Annotated in this window: 15 protein-coding genes and 2 tRNA genes; 3 read left to right on the top strand and 14 right to left on the bottom strand. The window is 42.1% G+C overall.

The window, feature by feature from the left end:
- Positions 1 to 3: 3 nt before the first annotated feature.
- Genes atpG through NTZ93_00700 form a run of 7 tightly spaced genes read right to left on the bottom strand, consistent with a single transcriptional unit; the run spans position 4 to position 5,131 of the window.
- Positions 4 to 909 carry an ATP synthase F1 subunit gamma gene (gene atpG, locus NTZ93_00670; GenBank protein ID MCX6816373.1) on the bottom strand — a complete coding sequence of 302 codons (906 nt, stop codon included), beginning with the start codon at positions 907 to 909 and terminating at the stop codon, positions 4 to 6.
- Positions 906 to 2,438, bottom strand: a complete 1,533-nt coding sequence (atpA, locus tag NTZ93_00675; protein MCX6816374.1) for a F0F1 ATP synthase subunit alpha — start codon at positions 2,436 to 2,438, stop codon at positions 906 to 908. Before atpA ends, atpG begins: the two co-directional genes overlap by 4 nt.
- The gene (locus NTZ93_00680; GenBank protein ID MCX6816375.1) at positions 2,431 to 2,781 is read right to left on the bottom strand and encodes a F0F1 ATP synthase subunit delta; all 351 of its coding nucleotides are present in this window, start codon (positions 2,779 to 2,781) and stop codon (positions 2,431 to 2,433) included. Before NTZ93_00680 ends, atpA begins: the two co-directional genes overlap by 8 nt.
- Positions 2,778 to 3,263 (bottom strand): F0F1 ATP synthase subunit B, encoded by a 486-nt coding sequence (atpF, locus tag NTZ93_00685; GenBank protein MCX6816376.1) that lies wholly within the window; start codon positions 3,261 to 3,263, stop codon positions 2,778 to 2,780. Before atpF ends, NTZ93_00680 begins: the two co-directional genes overlap by 4 nt.
- Positions 3,264 to 3,266: 3 nt before the next feature.
- Positions 3,267 to 3,497, bottom strand: coding sequence for an ATP synthase F0 subunit C (atpE, locus tag NTZ93_00690; protein ID MCX6816377.1), 231 nt, complete (start codon positions 3,495 to 3,497; stop codon positions 3,267 to 3,269).
- Between the two features lie 35 nt (positions 3,498 to 3,532).
- Positions 3,533 to 4,246 carry a F0F1 ATP synthase subunit A gene (gene atpB / locus NTZ93_00695; protein MCX6816378.1) on the bottom strand — a complete coding sequence of 238 codons (714 nt, stop codon included), beginning with the start codon at positions 4,244 to 4,246 and terminating at the stop codon, positions 3,533 to 3,535.
- A gap of 27 nt (positions 4,247 to 4,273) precedes the next feature.
- Positions 4,274 to 5,131 carry a hypothetical protein gene (locus tag NTZ93_00700; GenBank protein ID MCX6816379.1) on the bottom strand — a complete coding sequence of 286 codons (858 nt, stop codon included), beginning with the start codon at positions 5,129 to 5,131 and terminating at the stop codon, positions 4,274 to 4,276.
- A gap of 15 nt (positions 5,132 to 5,146) precedes the next feature.
- Between NTZ93_00700 and NTZ93_00705 the strand changes: the two genes are divergently transcribed.
- Positions 5,147 to 5,737 carry a hypothetical protein gene (locus NTZ93_00705; GenBank protein MCX6816380.1) on the top strand — a complete coding sequence of 197 codons (591 nt, stop codon included), beginning with the start codon at positions 5,147 to 5,149 and terminating at the stop codon, positions 5,735 to 5,737.
- Here NTZ93_00705 and NTZ93_00710 read toward each other — a convergent pair.
- On the bottom strand, positions 5,727 to 6,242 hold the full coding sequence (locus NTZ93_00710; protein ID MCX6816381.1) for a transglycosylase SLT domain-containing protein: 516 nt from the start codon (positions 6,240 to 6,242) through the stop codon (positions 5,727 to 5,729). The genes NTZ93_00705 and NTZ93_00710 overlap by 11 nt on opposite strands.
- Before the next feature lie 128 nt (positions 6,243 to 6,370).
- On the opposite strand from NTZ93_00710, the gene NTZ93_00715 reads away from it, so the two are divergent.
- Both NTZ93_00715 and NTZ93_00720 read left to right on the top strand, forming a co-directional pair.
- Positions 6,371 to 6,443 (top strand) — tRNA-Lys (locus NTZ93_00715).
- A 47-nt stretch (positions 6,444 to 6,490) separates the two neighbouring features.
- Positions 6,491 to 6,562: transfer RNA gene (locus NTZ93_00720), tRNA-Glu, on the top strand.
- On the opposite strand, the gene NTZ93_00725 is transcribed toward NTZ93_00720, so the two are convergent.
- The 6 genes from NTZ93_00725 to NTZ93_00750 all read right to left on the bottom strand — a co-directional run.
- Positions 6,560 to 7,006 (bottom strand): hypothetical protein, encoded by a 447-nt coding sequence (locus NTZ93_00725; GenBank protein ID MCX6816382.1) that lies wholly within the window; start codon positions 7,004 to 7,006, stop codon positions 6,560 to 6,562. The genes NTZ93_00720 and NTZ93_00725 overlap by 3 nt on opposite strands.
- The gene (locus NTZ93_00730; GenBank protein ID MCX6816383.1) at positions 7,003 to 7,983 is read right to left on the bottom strand and encodes a permease; all 981 of its coding nucleotides are present in this window, start codon (positions 7,981 to 7,983) and stop codon (positions 7,003 to 7,005) included. Before NTZ93_00730 ends, NTZ93_00725 begins: the two co-directional genes overlap by 4 nt.
- Positions 7,984 to 7,986: 3 nt before the next feature.
- A complete protein-coding gene (locus NTZ93_00735) occupies positions 7,987 to 8,271 on the bottom strand; it encodes a thioredoxin family protein (GenBank protein ID MCX6816384.1) in 285 nt (94 codons plus the stop codon).
- A 515-nt stretch (positions 8,272 to 8,786) separates the two neighbouring features.
- Positions 8,787 to 9,113, bottom strand: a complete 327-nt coding sequence (rplS, locus tag NTZ93_00740) for a 50S ribosomal protein L19 (protein ID MCX6816385.1) — start codon at positions 9,111 to 9,113, stop codon at positions 8,787 to 8,789.
- Between the two features lie 4 nt (positions 9,114 to 9,117).
- Positions 9,118 to 10,770 (bottom strand): CTP synthase, encoded by a 1,653-nt coding sequence (locus tag NTZ93_00745; GenBank protein MCX6816386.1) that lies wholly within the window; start codon positions 10,768 to 10,770, stop codon positions 9,118 to 9,120.
- Between the two features lie 13 nt (positions 10,771 to 10,783).
- Positions 10,784 to 12,239, bottom strand: a 1,456-nt coding sequence (locus NTZ93_00750; protein ID MCX6816387.1) for an OB-fold nucleic acid binding domain-containing protein, incomplete at its 5' end; no start/stop codon positions are given.

Below are 12,239 nucleotides of genomic sequence, written 5' to 3' on the forward strand. Positions count from 1 at the left end.
TTTTTACTCCAGCGCCATCCGGGCGCTAACGACATCCAAAAGTTCATTGGTAATTCTGGCTTGGCGGACCTGATTATATTCCAGGGTGAGATCGGAAACGATCTCCAGGGCATTCTCGTTAGCGTTTTTCATGGCAACCATCCGGGCGGAATGTTCGGAAGCGACGGATTCCACCAGAGTATGGTAAAGCCGTAATTCAATATATTGCGGGAGGAGTACCGCAAAAATCTCGGCCGGTTGCGGTTCAAAAAGATAGCCGGTTGGCGATTTTTCCAGGCCGGTAATTTCTTCAGCGCGGATAGGTAAGAGTTGTTCGGCTTTGATTTTTTGGGAAATAGTGGAAATAAATTCCATGTAAACCACAAAAGCCATTTGAAACTCGTTTTTCCGAAAACCCTCCATAATCATCTTAGCGACCGGTACGATATCCGAAAATTTAGGCCGGTCGCCGAATTGGCCGAACTCGGCTAACAATAAACGGTTACTTTTTAAAATATGTTCTTTGGCTTTCCGGCCGATAGTAATAAAGGTCAGTTTCGGATTAACCGGTAATTGGTAGTGGGTTTTTAAATCTTTGAGCCAGAGTTCTAAACCGCGGAATAAGTTCGTATTCAGGCCGCCGCAAAAGGATTTATCAGTGGAAAGCAGAACGATTAAGATATTAAAAGGGAGTTCGACAGGCCAATGAGCCCGGGGATCTTTTAATAAAAAATGCTCAATCTGGTCTTTGGTTTTCGCAGCCAGGGCAGTAATAATTTCCACCATTTTTTGAGCATAAGGTCGGGAAGAGAGGGCCATTTCCTGGGCCCGGCGCATCTTGGAAGCAGAAACCATTTCCATGGCCTTGGTAATTTGGGCAATATTTTTAGAAGAACGAATGCGGCGCTTAATAATTTTGGCGGAACTCATAGATCAGACTCGCTTTCTTCAAGGGGAACCAAGTCTTGATGACTGGCATTAAACCTGCCGGTAATTTTGGTTAACTCTTTGATTAGTTTGTCAGATAGGGTTTTTTCCTGAGCGACAGTTTTACCGATTTGCGGATGAGTCGAAGACAGATATTTTAGATATTCATCCTGCCATGATTTAACTTTTTCCAGAGGAGTTTTATCTAAAAAGCCATTGGTGACGGCCCAAATCAACATAATCTGGTTTTCCACGGACATCGGGTCATCCCAGCCCTGTTTTAAGATTTCGGTAATGCGCGAGCCGCGATCTAACTGGGCTTTAGTGGTTGGGTCAAGATCGGAGGAAAATTGAGCAAAAGCGGCTAATTCCCGGAATTGAGACAGTTCCATCCTCAACTTCCCGGCCACCTGACGCATGGCTTTAACCTGAGCGTTGCCGCCGACACGGGAGACAGATAAACCAACATTAATAGCCGGGCGGATGCCGGAATTAAATAAATCAGTTTCCAAATAAATTTGACCGTCAGTAATGGAAATAATATTAGTAGGGATATAACCGGAAACATCACCGGCCTGAGTTTCAATAATGGGTAGGGCGGTAATCGAACCGCCGCCATAGGTTTTGTTTAACTTTAAAGAGCGTTCCAGCAGCCGGGAGTGAAGATAGAAAATATCGCCGGGATAGGCATCCCGGCCGGAAGGACGGCGTAAAAGCAGGGATAGCTCCCGGTAAGCCCAAGCGTGCTTAGACAGATCATCAAAAACCACCAGCGCATCCTGACCTTTTTGACAGAAATATTCAGCGACAGCCATGCCTGAATAAGGGGCAAGATATTGCAGAGCCGGGGAATCGGCGGCAGTGGCGGCCACAATAATCGTATGGTCAAGGGCATTGAATTTTTTCAAGGTATCTACTAACTGGGCGGTAAAAGCGGCTTTTTGGCCGATCACGACATAAATACAAATTAATTTTTTATTTTTCTGGTTAATTACGGTAGTCAGGGCGATGGCGGATTTACCGGTGGAACGGTCGCCGATAATCAATTCTCTCTGGCCGCGGCCGATAGGAATCATGCTGTCTACGGCGGCAATGCCGGTTTGGACCGGTTGATTGACTTTTTCCCGGGTGATGACACCGGAGGCAATTTTTTCGAGCGGGTTAAAAGCAGTGGTTTTAGGGGCCGATTGGCCATCGATAGCCACACCCAGAGGATTAACGATCCGGCCAATCAGGGCTTCTCCAACCGGAATCTGTAAAACTTTACCGGTAGTGGATACTTCATCACCTTCCCGAAGATGGCGGTAATCACCTAAAATAATCGCTCCGACATAATGGCGCTCCAAATTCAAAACCAGACCAAAAGTCTTTTGAGGAAATTCCAGAATTTCGGACATCATGGCTTCATCCAAACCGCTAATAGTGGCGACACCGTCACCCAAACTTAAAATCCGGCCGACGCTTTTAGACTTAACTTCCGGGGCAAATCGGGCAATCCGCTGGCTGATTATTTTTTGAATATTGTTAGTCATAAAGCACTTTAGTTTTTAGTTCTTCCAAACGCCGGTTGATTGTTGCGTCAATAATCCGGCCGGCAATTTTAATCCGGAAGCCGGCAATAATGGAGGAGTCAAGATAAGTTTTCACCCGAATTGGGCGTTTAAAATAATTAGATAGATAGGTCTTGATCAGTTTAAACTGAGTTTCTGTCAAATTAACCCGTGAGTATACCTTAGCTAAGTCCGGATCGGTTTTAATCCAACTCGCCTCTTGTAAACTTTGGGAGATTGGCTGTAATAAATCCAGAGACTTGATCGATTTTAAATAATCAATAATTCCTTCAACAATGGCAGTTACCCGGTTATCGTCTTTCATTTCAGTTTAGCAATTTTTTTGATTTCGTTATCGATAACTTCACGCTGCTCCCGCTGATTTAAACTACCCTTAAGCACTTTAGCGGCGGCTTCAACTACTAAATCGGTAACGTGACCGGTAATCCGAGCCTCTTCATCGGCTAGTTTTTGGGTCAGCAACAGCAGTTTTTTATCAACTTCGGTTTCGGCCTCCTGCCGGGCATTGTCAAGAATTTGCCGGCCGGTTTTAGCGGCTTCTTTTTTAGCCGCTTCCACAATTTTGACGGCTTCTTTTTCCGACTCTTCTACCGCTTGTTTCTTAATTTCGGCAATTTTGGACTTCTCTTTTAAATTATTTTCCGCCGCTTTAATGGAATCCTCAATTTTTTTGTTGCGCTGGTTGATGATGGTGATTACCGGTTTATACAAAAATTTGTTTAAAATAAAAATAAGGATGCCAAAATTAATTATCTGAAATAGCAACTGATACCATTGTATTTCCATAAATTAAACAAATTTAAGAATCAGAGCGATAACCAAAGAATAAATGGCGATGGCTTCAGCGAAAGCGACGCCTAAAATCATGACCGTCTGCACTTTGGCGGAAGCTTCCGGATTGCGGCCGATCGCCTCCAAAGCTTTAGAAACTATTAAACCAATGGCGATAGCCGGGGCTAAGCCACCGACAGCAATTGTCGCACCGACAATGATGTCACTTGAGGTTTTGATGTCAGCCATATTTTTGACCTTTCAAAAAAATAATTAATAAACAACTAATGTTCAGTCATGGTGGCAATATTGATAAAGACCAGCGTCAGTGTAGCAAAAACTAAAGCCTGAATAAAGCCGATGAATATTTCCAGGCCTAAAAACGGCAGCGGGGCGACTAAAGGAATAAGGAAGGCAATTACGGCTAATAAAACTTCGCCGGCAAAAATATTACCAAATAACCGAAAGGCAAAAGAGACAACCCGGGAGAACTCGCTTAACAAATCCAGAATGCCGACAAAAAAATTAATCGGACTGGAGAAATTGAAAAACTTTTTAAAATATTTTAACCCTAAAGTTTTATAGCCATAAATTTGGACGCTGACGACACTAAAAATTGCCAAGGCCAAAGTAATGTTTAAATCAGCGGTGCCGCCGCGGATAAGGGAAACACCATGCCAGGTGATGGTTTCGGCTCCCGGAAGCAAACCAGCCCAATTAGCCAGAATCACAAACAAGAAAATCGTGGCGACGAGCGGAAAAAAACGCCCTGCCTGCTGTGGGGTGATTGATTGAACGAACCCATAAAAAGATTCAATAATTGTTTGAACAAAAAGGACAAAACCGGATTTTTTAGCTGATTTAACCAAAGCGGAAAATCGAAAAGCAATTGCCGACAAACCTAAAGTAACCAGCAAACTAACCAGCATAGAATTGGTAAACGCAAATTTGCCGAAATTAAAAATCGGCTCTGCCGATATGGAAATATTAAGTGACATAGTCAATAAATATATCTAATAGAGATTTTACTTGTGGCGAAAAAGTTCGTCAAGGGTGAAACCTAGTTGTTTCTGAAGATTATCGATCAGGCCCTGAGCTTTTTCCCGGGAATCAGGCCAGGCAGAAAAACGGTAATGATCAATAATTTTCCATAAAAGTTTCGCCTGATATTTAGGCAAAGGAAATTTGTTCTTGTATTCTTCATCCTGAGGAAGATCGGCAGAAAAAGCCAGTGATCCAGTCCCGGGTTTAGTTTTTTGAATTTCTTTGATCAGTTTAACTTTGGTCATTTTATCCAATTTTTCATCTCTTACTCGGACGATTTCGTTAATATGAGAGATTAAAATCCGGCCAGTGCCGGAGATGATGGCATCGTGGACAATCGGCGACGGTTCACCTTTGGCTCCCAGGTAGGTCACCCGGGAAAAAACAATTTTTTTCAAACCGTCAAGAATAATATTTACTTCGGAAATCAGGGCGTTTTGAAATAAAACATTAGTTAAGGCCTGGACAATGGCATACCTGGTCTGGTAACTATCGATATTAAAGCTGTTAATTTCCGGATCAAGTGCCCAAAAAAGCAACTGATTGATTACCGCTAACCGTTGATTGCGGCCAGAGCCAGTGGCAGGATTAGAGGTTAAGAAAATTTCAACCTGTTTATCAATTTGGTTGGAGTGAATAACCGGCGGTAGTTTTTTATTCCGGGCCTTAACCAATTTGACCCGGTGCTCTAAAAATTTGTCCGTATCAGCTTCGCCAAAAAAACTGCTTAAAAAATCATAGCGGGGAGTCCAATCGTGACGAAAAGTGAGAAAAATGATCAGATCAAATCGCAGCCAAAGGTAGGTTAAAAGCATCAGAAAATATTTAATTGGGTTCATGTATACTAGTATACGATGGGGCGCTTTAAAATTGTAGTTTCGATCAGTTTGGTAATTTTAAGTTTAGAAACTGTGGGATTGTGGCTGGGACAAAAAAATTTGAATAAAAAAATTGGAGAGTTGAGCAATCGGCCAGATCCCAAAATCGTTTTACCTTCCCCAACTTTAATTCCTTCACCCTCTTCCCTAGCCTCACCTTCCATGGAATCTTCACCAGTTCCGAGTTTTAAACCACTGACAACAGCGGAAACCCCTTTCCAGCCGCAGATGATTTATCTGGGTGCGGCGAACACAACCAAAACCGAGTGGACGGAAACTAATCTTGAAGTCAAATTAAACAGTATTGATTATCCGGCAGACGTTAATGCCGTTTTTGAAGCCGGTTTGTCGATTATCAGCGGTGAGGCCTGGGCCAGGTTAAAAAACAAAACCAGCGGGGCAATTATGTCGGTAACGGAAATTTATAACAACAGCAATAGCGTGGTCTGGAAAACTTCACCCAGTTTTAAACTGCACCCAGGCAATAATGTTTACGTGGTGGAACTAAAGTCTTCCAGCAGCGAGCTAGCCAATCTCTCCGGGGCGAGGATAAAGATCAGTAAGTAACACAGTTAGGCCACATACTTTCCTTTCCTTGGGAAAGTATATAGGCCGCCGTCTGGACCGATTCTTCGGCCGAAAAACGCAGGTTCGGATTAGTATCCTTGCCGATTTCTTGGCGGATATTTTTCCACGTAGCCGGGCTAAATTGGAACAGACCGGCATATATTCCATTCTTCGCCCGGGAATTAAATCCCGATTCGCAAATAGCAAGATGCCTTAAAACATTCGGATTGACACCATACTGGGCTGAAAATTTATCAATAAAGGCATTTATTTCCTGAGAAACCGCTGGTGAGGGCAGGGGAACAAAAGAAGGCTGAGGAGAAAGGCTAGGTTTTAGGGAAGCAATTGGTGAAGGCGTAGGTGAAGGTGAAGGTGAAGAGTTGTAATCCTGTGCAGCCAGAGGAGATAAAAAAGTTTGTTTAGGTTTTGGTTTCATAAAAAAATAAACCGAGGCCAGAAAAATTATTAACATCATTCCGAAATAAATATGTCGCCGTTGTTTCATCTGATAATTTTAGCATTAGTCCCTTTCTCTATATCTTCAAGGATCTTCAAGGATAATCCCTGTAGGCTGCACTTAAAGATATTGATGAAGAACAATAAATAAATGTATAATGCGCTGATAGTTTAAGTGGGCCGGTAGCTCAGTCGGCAGAGCATCTGCCTTTTAAGCAGAGTGTCCCGGGTTCGAGTCCCGGCCGGCTCACCTCACTTCGCTGCGCTCAGTGCAAGCGCTTCATTTGAGGCACAGGTGGCCCCGTAGTCTAACGGTTAGGACACCACCCTTTCAAGGTGGGGATACGGGTTCGATTCCCGTCGGGGTCACAACTTTTTTTTCTTTCTAATTACTAGCGAGGTAATTAGAGCCGCTAGGAAAATTGTTGCTCCATAAAAACAAGCGGTAGTAAAGGGATTTGCCGTTGGCACACCTGAACAGGAAGTTTTTACAATAGTTTTAACTGAATAAAACTTAATTAATTCATAAGCAAAATTTCCCCAGGCAAAAATTGTTCCGGCAATCAGTAAATAACTCAAATTTTTCTCATGCTTTAACTGCTCGGCCTTATTCCTTTTTAGAATAATAATTGACCAAATAAAACCAATTAAAAAAGCAAAAGCGCCATAAAAACATGGCGTCAAGACTGGATTAGTGGTGGTGCAATTCAAAGAATAATATCTCTTAAAATCAGTGTAGATTGTAAAGTAGGCAAAAATCGTCCCCGCCAACAGAACTAAGCTTTGTAAATAAAAAAGAATTTTTTTCTTCATATTCCTCCATTAAATAAATAGCCAATAATCATAATGCCAACAATGGTAATCCCGAAAAACATTGCCAGGAGTTGCCAACGCATAACTTTTTTCAAGATAAGGGCTTCTGGTATAGAAATAGTGACAATAGAGGTCATGAAAGCCAGGGCGGTTCCAAGAGGGACACCTTTGCCGACCAATGCTTCCATAACCGGGATAACGCTAACGGAATTAGCATAAAGAGGCGCACCCAGAAGCGTGGCTAAAGGAATAGTCCACCAGGCTTTGGTAGATAGATATTTTTCCACAAGGTTAGTTGGAACAAAGCCATGAATAAGAGCACCAATACCCACCCCCAGAACAACATAGGGAAATATTTTTTTAGTAATATACATTCCGTCATGCCAAAAATACCTAATCAAGGCTTTAAATGGTAATGAAGCCCCACCGTTATCTGTTTCAACCTGCTGCCGGGATTTAAATTTCAAAAGCTCCGGCTTAATGTATTTGCCAACATGCAATCTTTGAATTAACATCCCTCCTAATATGGCAACAGTAACTCCAATAAGGTTGTATAAAATTGTTACCCTCATTCCAAACATCGCCGGGAAAAGATATAGAGATGACTCATTAACCAAAGGGGAACTGATAAGAAAAGCAAAAGTGACTCCCAACGGTATTCCTGCTCCCGCAAAGCCAATAAACAGCGGGATTGATGAACACGAACAAAACGGAGTAATCACACCCAATAAAGCAGCTAAAAGATAATCTAAACCGAACCAGCGCCGTTTAGTTAAAATATCCCGGACCTTCTCCATTGGAAAATAGTAACGGGTAATTGCCATCATATAGTTGATAACAATTAACAAAAGGCCGATCTTAATAAGATCATAAATAAAGAAATTAATCGTATCTCCCCAATAAGAATGAGGAGTAATTTTTAGCCATTGGTAAGTAGTCAAATCGGCAAAAAATTGGATTGGTCTGAAAATATCCATAAATTAACAATTCTCTCCACAACTGCATTGACTTGGTTTTGATTCAGCTACCGCTCCCGAAGTAATCGCTTTCTTTATCTTCTCAATATCCGGCAAGAATCCAACTAAGACTGGTCTACCATCAATAGTAAGCACCGGACTGGACATAACACCCATCTCAATAATTTTGGAAACATCAGTGATATACTCCACTTTTTCTTTAAGGTTTAGTTGTTTAACCGCTTCTTGAGTTAGCTCATATAGCTTTTTACAGGTGGGACAGCCGGACCCGAGAACTTGAATTTTCATAGGTTTAACTCCTTTAGATTTTGAATAATAAATTGGTAATATGCTTGCCTTTTTTAGTGAGTGAGTAATAAACACGCAAACCCCGTTTTTCGCATGAGATTAAACCAGCATCTTTAAGGTCTTTTAGGTGATGAGACACCAAACTTTGGGATAAAGCTACATGTTCAATAAGATCACAAACACAGTGCTCACCTTGACGCAAAAGACAAAGAAGTTTCAACCGATTAGTTTCAGCAACCAAATTAAGAAGAGTCGATAACGAATTAACTTGCTTAAACTCTGGCTTATTTACCTTACAGCAATTATATGAACCCATATTCATATGGTAATGTTAATTAAGCCATTTTGTCAAATACAGCGGAATCGTTAGAAACTTGTGGTTCTATTCCCATAACTTGAGTATTGTAAACCGAGACGAGATATGTCTGGGGCGAAGAGGTTAAATAGGTCTATTATTAGGGTCACTAATATTCGGATTGATATATCAATCTACTACGAGGAGAGAACCTGTAGGCTTATTTGGAGGTTTTGACTTTGAGGGCGGTTTTGCCGACGCGGGAACGAAGATAGTAAAGTTTGGCGCGGCGGACGTTACCGGTTTTAGTAACGGTTATTTTTAAAAGGTTGGGGCTGGCAACCGGCCAAATTTTTTCCACACCGATGCCATCAACAGCAATTTTACGGACAGTAAAAGTTTTACCGATGCCCCGGCCTTTAATACTGATCACGGTTCCCTGAAAAGTCTGAGATTGGGCTTTATCAGCTTGGAAAAATTGGTGCTTAACTTTAACAGTATCGCCAACTTTAACCTGGGTGTCTTTGATTTTAGTGGTGAGGGCCATAGAGTTAGGATTCTACACTTCGCAGCGCTTGGGTGCAAGCTTTGACAAATTCCATAAAAATCGGGTGAGGGTTCAAGGGGCGGGATTTGTATTCCGGGTGGCCTTGGGTCCCCATAAAAAATGGGTGGTCCTGAGGAGAAAGTTCGATAATTTCCACTAAATTTTCTTTAACTGACAGGCCGGAAATGATTAATCCGGCTTTAGTTAAAGTAGAGGCATAAGCATCATTAAATTCATAACGGTGGCGGTGGCGCTCATAAATATTATAATTATTATAAATTTTATAAGCCAAAGTGTCTGGTTTAATCCGGCATTCCCAGCGACCAAGTCTCATCGTTCCCCCATAGGCTCTAAGTTTTAAGTTTCTTTTCTGTTCAGGAATAATGTAAACCACCGGGTATTTAGTTTTGGGGTTAACTTCGGTAGTATTAGCGTCAACCAAATGGGCAACATTTCTGGCAAACTCGACCACGGCCAACTGCATCCCAAAACACAGACCTAAGTAAGGAATTTTATGGACACGGGCGTAGTGAATAGCTTCGATCATGCCGTCAACACCCCGCGGCCCCCAGCCAATCGGCACAATAATCCCCTGGCAGTCTTGAAGAGATTCAGCCACGTTTTGGGGATTAATCTTTTCGGAATTAACCTGTTTAATCTTAACTGCCACTTGGCTATGCCAACCGGCATGATTAATGGCCTCAATTAAAGAAGCATAAGAATCAGTTAAGTGATATTCGCCTGAAGCAAAATACTTACCGACAACAGCAATATTAACTTTGGTTTTCTTGGGCGATTGGATCAGGTTAACCAATTTTTTCCAAGCTGATAGTTCCAGTTTTTTAGCAGGCAAGTGAAGGAGTTTAAGAATCTTTTCACTGAATTGCTGCTTATTAAAAATTAAAGGCAGTTCGTAAACATTGGGCACATCGGGTGAAGAAATAATGTGCTCGGGTACAACATTGCAGAATAAGGCAAAGCGGTCCATCCGGCGGGTGTCGATCATCCGGTCGGCCCGGGCAACGATAAAATCCGGCTGAATGCCCATGGAGTTTAAGAGTTTAACAGATAATTGAGTGGGTTTGGTTTTGGGTTCGCCCAAATGCGGCGGAGTCGGCAAGTAGGAAACATGAACATGAACAACTGTGTCCCCATATTTCAACTTCATGATCCGGGAGGCCTCATAGTACAAAGCATTTTGATATTCGCCGGCGGTGCCGCCTAATTCAATCACAACAATATCGGCGTGGTTTTTATCGCCCACTTTTTTAATTCTTTGAATAATCTCATCGGTCACGTGAGGAATCGCTTCGACATCCTCTCCCTTGTAGAAAAAATTGCGTTCCTTGTCGATCACGGTTTTGTAAATCTGACCCATGGTAATAAAGTTTTCCATAGACAAGTTAATATCTAAAAACCGTTCGTAAGTACCCAAATCCATGTCGGTTTCGGCACCGTCTTCGCACAAGAAAGGATCACCGTGCTCGATAGGATTAATTAAGCCGGCATCTAGATTAAGATAATTTTCACATTTGACCGGAACGACTTTAAATCCGTGCGATTTTAATAGATAACAAAGAGAAGCGCTGACCGTGCCTTTACCTAAGCCGGATAATACCCCACCGGAAATAAAAATGTATTTCGTATTGTGCGGCATATTCTATTATACCTTATTGGTAATTTTTTAGCAACTCGTCGATGGCGCCCTTGATTGACGCAAAATTAATGGTGTATGGTAAATCAATTTTCTTAACGTCAGTGCCATTTTTCAATTGGATAATTATCTGGTCGTTGCCGGGATTAACTTGGAATAATTGGTTTAAGGAAACCAGCACATCTTTCGGGGTATCTTGATTTAAGTAAATTGTGTGAGTTGAGGGTTTAGCGGAAGTTTGGGGAGCAGGCTGATCAGCTTCTGCCGGCTGAATGGCGTTGTCAACGATAACAGCGAGCCGATCTTTGTAGTCAACTTTGCCGGTCACTAAAACCGGCTGGTCATTAATCCAGATTGATTTAGTGGCGGCAAAAATTTTGGGGAAAATTACCAATTCGACGGTGCCACTGTTGTCATCTAAATTAGCAAAAGCCATTTCTTTATTCCCTTTTTTGGTGATAATGATTTTTAAATTTTTAATAACGCCGCCGATCGTCACAGTTTGATTAATTAAAGTGTCCGGGTCAAGGTCGGCAACCCGGTGAGAAACTAATTTTTTAATTTGCTCCATGGATTTAGCCAGGGGATGGTCGGTTAAATAAAATCCCAGCAGTTGTTTTTCGAAATTTAATAAATCGGTTTTGTTAAACTCTTCACTGTCGGCCAAGTTGTCTTTAACTACCCCACCGCTTGGTTCATTGGTTTTAAATAAAGAAACCTGGGGGCTGTTTTTAGTTTTTTGGGAATCGGCGGCCTGCTGACGGAGTAATTCCAAGGACAACAACATCTGGCTTCTTTTAGCAAACGCGTCAAAGGCTCCAACCTGAATTAAGCTTTCTAAAACTTTTTTGTTAACTTTTTGCTGATCGACACGCTCACAAAAATCAGTCAGACAGGAAAACTGACGCTTGCGCCGTTCTACTAAAATAGCTTCTATAGCAGCCACCCCGACATTTTTAATGGCAGTAAAGCCAAACCTGATCGCCTTAGAATTCAGGGAAGCCTTATCTTTAAAAATGATAAAACCGACGTCAGACTGATTAATATCCGGCGGGTAAACTTTAATCCCCAGGCGTTTAGCCTCTTCCACGGCCACGGGAATTTTATCTTTATTATTGGATTCGGCCGTCAGTAAAGCGGCCATGAATTCGACCGGGTAATTAACTTTCAAGTAAGCCGTCTGATAGGCAATCATGGCGTAAGCAGTAGCGTGGGCCTTGTTGAATCCATAGCCAGCAAATTTTTCGATGTAACCCCAAACCCGGTCGGCAATTTCTTTGGTATAGCCCTTGGCGCGGGACTGTTTAATGAATTTAATTTTTTCTTTAAACATTAAGCTTTTCTTTTTCTTGCCAATCGCCCGGCGGAGGATGTCTGCCTCACCTAAAGAGTAGCCGGCCATAACATTGGCAATCTGCAGGGCCTGTTCCTGATAAACGGCAATGCCGTAAGTTTCTGATAAAACCGGCTTT

It is taken from the genome of Candidatus Beckwithbacteria bacterium (assembly GCA_026397255.1).
Lineage (GTDB): Bacteria > Patescibacteriota > Microgenomatia > UBA1400 > CG1-02-47-37 > JAPLVF01.

What these genes read in the sequence shown, in the direction of transcription:
- NTZ93_00700 (MCX6816379.1), bottom strand. Translation starts at nt 5,131, where the DNA reads ATGAACCCAATTAAATATTTTCTGATGCTTTTAACCTACCTTTGGCTG.
- NTZ93_00725 (MCX6816382.1), bottom strand. Translation starts at nt 7,006, where the DNA reads ATGAAGAAAAAAATTCTTTTTTATTTACAAAGCTTAGTTCTGTTGGCG.
- NTZ93_00745 (MCX6816386.1), bottom strand. Translation starts at nt 10,770, where the DNA reads ATGCCGCACAATACGAAATACATTTTTATTTCCGGTGGGGTATTATCC.
- NTZ93_00705 (MCX6816380.1), top strand. Translation starts at nt 5,147, where the DNA reads ATGGGGCGCTTTAAAATTGTAGTTTCGATCAGTTTGGTAATTTTAAGT.
- NTZ93_00735 (MCX6816384.1), bottom strand. Translation starts at nt 8,271, where the DNA reads ATGAAAATTCAAGTTCTCGGGTCCGGCTGTCCCACCTGTAAAAAGCTA.
- rplS (MCX6816385.1), bottom strand. Translation starts at nt 9,113, where the DNA reads ATGGCCCTCACCACTAAAATCAAAGACACCCAGGTTAAAGTTGGCGAT.
- atpF (MCX6816376.1), bottom strand. Translation starts at nt 3,263, where the DNA reads ATGGAAATACAATGGTATCAGTTGCTATTTCAGATAATTAATTTTGGC.
- atpG (MCX6816373.1), bottom strand. Translation starts at nt 909, where the DNA reads ATGAGTTCCGCCAAAATTATTAAGCGCCGCATTCGTTCTTCTAAAAAT.
- NTZ93_00680 (MCX6816375.1), bottom strand. Translation starts at nt 2,781, where the DNA reads ATGAAAGACGATAACCGGGTAACTGCCATTGTTGAAGGAATTATTGAT.
- NTZ93_00710 (MCX6816381.1), bottom strand. Translation starts at nt 6,242, where the DNA reads ATGAAACAACGGCGACATATTTATTTCGGAATGATGTTAATAATTTTT.
- atpA (MCX6816374.1), bottom strand. Translation starts at nt 2,438, where the DNA reads ATGACTAACAATATTCAAAAAATAATCAGCCAGCGGATTGCCCGATTT.
- atpE (MCX6816377.1), bottom strand. Translation starts at nt 3,497, where the DNA reads ATGGCTGACATCAAAACCTCAAGTGACATCATTGTCGGTGCGACAATT.
- atpB (MCX6816378.1), bottom strand. Translation starts at nt 4,246, where the DNA reads ATGTCACTTAATATTTCCATATCGGCAGAGCCGATTTTTAATTTCGGC.
- NTZ93_00730 (MCX6816383.1), bottom strand. Translation starts at nt 7,983, where the DNA reads ATGGATATTTTCAGACCAATCCAATTTTTTGCCGATTTGACTACTTAC.